This window comes from Desulfomarina sp., from assembly GCF_054039375.1.
In genome coordinates this window covers 1-2941 of the sequence record NZ_JBPLBA010000015.1, presented here as the reverse complement: position 1 = coordinate 2941, position 2941 = coordinate 1, and the positions used below count along the sequence as shown (strand labels likewise).

The 2941-nt window shown below is 48.9% G+C and carries 3 protein-coding genes; all 3 read left to right on the top strand.

Features of this window, described 5'->3' with window-relative positions; all coding sequences use genetic code 11:
* The first annotated feature begins 338 nt into the window (after positions 1 to 338).
* Positions 339 to 809: a GtrA family protein gene (locus ACXLDX_RS00965; protein WP_457575316.1), complete on the top strand. Its 471-nt coding sequence runs from the start codon at positions 339 to 341 to the stop codon at positions 807 to 809.
* Positions 810 to 819: 10 nt separating this feature from the next.
* The gene (locus ACXLDX_RS00960; protein WP_457575315.1) at positions 820 to 2205 is read left to right on the top strand and encodes a TolC family protein; all 1386 of its coding nucleotides are present in this window, start codon (positions 820 to 822) and stop codon (positions 2203 to 2205) included.
* 14 nt (positions 2206 to 2219) lie between these two features.
* On the top strand, positions 2220 to 2941 hold a 722-nt coding region (locus ACXLDX_RS00955; protein WP_457575314.1), incomplete at its 3' end, for an efflux RND transporter periplasmic adaptor subunit.

The window sequence follows — 2941 nt, the reverse complement described above, 5'->3', positions numbered from 1 at the left end:
CTGAAATGATTGAGGAATAATTTTCCGGACATGCACTATCGGCCGGGAACGAAAGTGGTTTTTCACCCCAGGATCTGGTATAGATGTCCAAAGTCGTTAACTTAATGATACACGTAATTACTCACAGGCACCCCAGCTTTTCATGGTCTCTTTTGTCCGCACAGGTAGGCTATAGCGAACAAAAGAGCCTGCAAAAATCTGCGGCACCTGTGAGCAATTACAGTTCAGAAGTAATAAAATCATATAATTGCTACCTCTGTGAGTAGTTACTGATACACAATAGTTTTTCCAACCCGGAATTCATGACGGATACCGGAAATTATTATCATGCAGCTCAAATGAATATAGATTCCACAGCTATTATCCAGTTTATCAAATACGGGATTGCTGGAGGGCTTGCCACCCTGACTCATATTGTCTTTTTTCACCTTATCGCCTGGAAAATTTTCCCTTCACTGGAAGAAAAAGATCATGCGGTGCGCTTTTTCAAACTCTCCATCCACAAAGTCAATGACGCAACCAGGGCAAGAAACTCCATGATCGGAAATTTCCTGGGATTTCTCATTGCCAACATGGTAGCCTATGTAACCAATGTTCTCTGGGTCTTTCAGGGGGGGCGCTATCCCATAATAATTGAAATTCTCCTCTTTTATGCTGTTTCGGGCATCAGTGTTTTCCTCGGAACCATGCTCATGGGCATACTCATAAAACGCTTCGGAGTACTGACCACCTATGCCTTCTGCTCCAATATCATCACGGCCGTGATGATCAATTACGTAGTCAGGAAATTTTTTATATTCCAGGGTTGACCGATCAACTATGGCACAATACCCTCTCCGTTTTCCGCACCGTTTTCTCTGTTCTTTCCTGCTCATTGCCTGTTGTCTCTCCTGCGTTCAGGATCAATCCACCCATTCGGATCCTCCCTTCAACCTGCCCCCTTCATTTACCATGACCGGACAGGAAGCTGTAAAAACCGGCTGGTGGCTCTCGTTCCATGATTCCGGACTGAACAACCTCATCAACCTGGCATTTTCCAATAATTTCTCTCTTCATGTTGCCAGAAACCGTCTTTCAGCCGCAAAATCCGCTGCCCGGCAGGCCGGGGCCCGGCTCATACCCTCTTTGGACGCCCAGGGAAAGGCCGGAACAAAACACGATTATACCAGAGACAATTCAGCCGACTCATTTCATTTCAGCCTCGCAGCATCCTATGAGGTGGATCTCTGGGGCCGGCTGGCTGCGGCCAGAGATGCTGCAGCTTTCGAAGCCGAAGCCTCCCTGGCTGACCTGCAGACCGCCGCAGTATCTCTTGCCGCGGAGGTGGTAAAAACCTGGTACAACCTGGTTGAAACGACCATGCAGCTTCAACTTCTGCAGAAACAATATAAAACCAATTCCCGCGTACTGGACCTTATCACCACCCGCTTCCGTGCTGGACTGGCAGGGGCCCCTGATATGCTGCAACAACGTCAACTGGTTGAAAGCATTATTGAAGAGCGTGCGATAATGCGACAGACTCTTGCGCTTCTCGAACATCAGCTCTCCCTGCTCCTTGGGGAAATTCCCGGAAAATTTCATTTCACCCCCGGAGCGGACCTGCCGCACCTTCCACCTCTTCCCCGGACCGGGATCCCCGGAGAGCTACTCACCAGACGCCCCGACATTGAGAAGGAATCCCTGCGGCTCAAGGCAGCCGATAAAAGAGTCGCATCCGCCATCGCCAACCAACTGCCCAGGTTAAGTATATCCGCAGAACTCTCCAGTACGGCTGAACGGGCAAGCCAGCTTTTCGACAACTGGTTCACAAATCTCCTGGCCAATCTCACAGCCCCCCTGCTCGATGGAGGCCTGAGAAAAGAAGAAGTCAACAGACAGAAGGCACTTGCCAGAGAACAATACTATCAATACGGCCAGACGATTCTTCAGGCGATCCTTGAAGTGGAAGACAGTCTTGCAAGGGAAAAAGAACAGAAAAAAATCATCGACAGTCTGGAAAGGCAGCTTGATTTTGCAGAAAATACTGTCAATCATGTTGCCATTCGCTACAGACAGGGGGTGGAAGACTACCAGCGTGTCCTTCAGGCCCTGCTGTTCCACCAGAAATTACAGCGCAACCTGCTCAAAGCCAGGCACCTGCAGATTGAATACAGAATCGGCCTGTATAGAGCTCTAGGCGGCCATCCCCTGGAACACAACCTCTAACTGCATTTCAGAAAATGGGAAATCAACGCAGAATCATACCTCTTTTACTGCAGACTTTTTTCTGTATTCTTGTTCTTGCCGGCGGCAGTATTACTGCAGTACATTTTCTCAACACTGCCCCCCGAATAAAACCGAAACAAAGACTGTCACATCCGCACCCTGTTGAAGTTAAAACGGCGCATTACATCCCTTACCGCGTTATTATCCATGCCATGGGAACAGTTGTTCCGGCCAGGGAAATAGACATCTCTGCCCGGGTTGGTGGAGAAGTTGTTAAAATCTCGCCATCTTTTGTGCCCGGGGGACATGTGAAAAAAGGGGATGAACTGCTGGTTCTCGATTCTGCGGACTACCTTCTGCAAATCCAGGAACAGAAAAGTAATGTTGCAAAAGCTGAAAATGATCTTGCTCTGGAGATGGGAAACCAGCTCATTGCCCGGAAAGAATTTGAAATCCTGAATGAAGAGGCGACGGAGAGTGAAAAGCTGCTCATGTTGAGAAAGCCGCAACTCGAAAACCGGAGGGCCAGGCTTAAAAGTGCCAGAGCAAAGCTGGCCAGGGCAGAACTGGACCTGAAACGAACCCGGATAAAGGCCCCGTTCAACGGAATTATCTCCTCAGTATCAACCAATATTGGTGCTTCAGTTTCAAAATCCCTTCCACTGGCCAGGCTGGTGGGGAGCGATGAATACTGGCTGAAACTTACAATCCCCAGAGACAAACTGCACTGGATCAC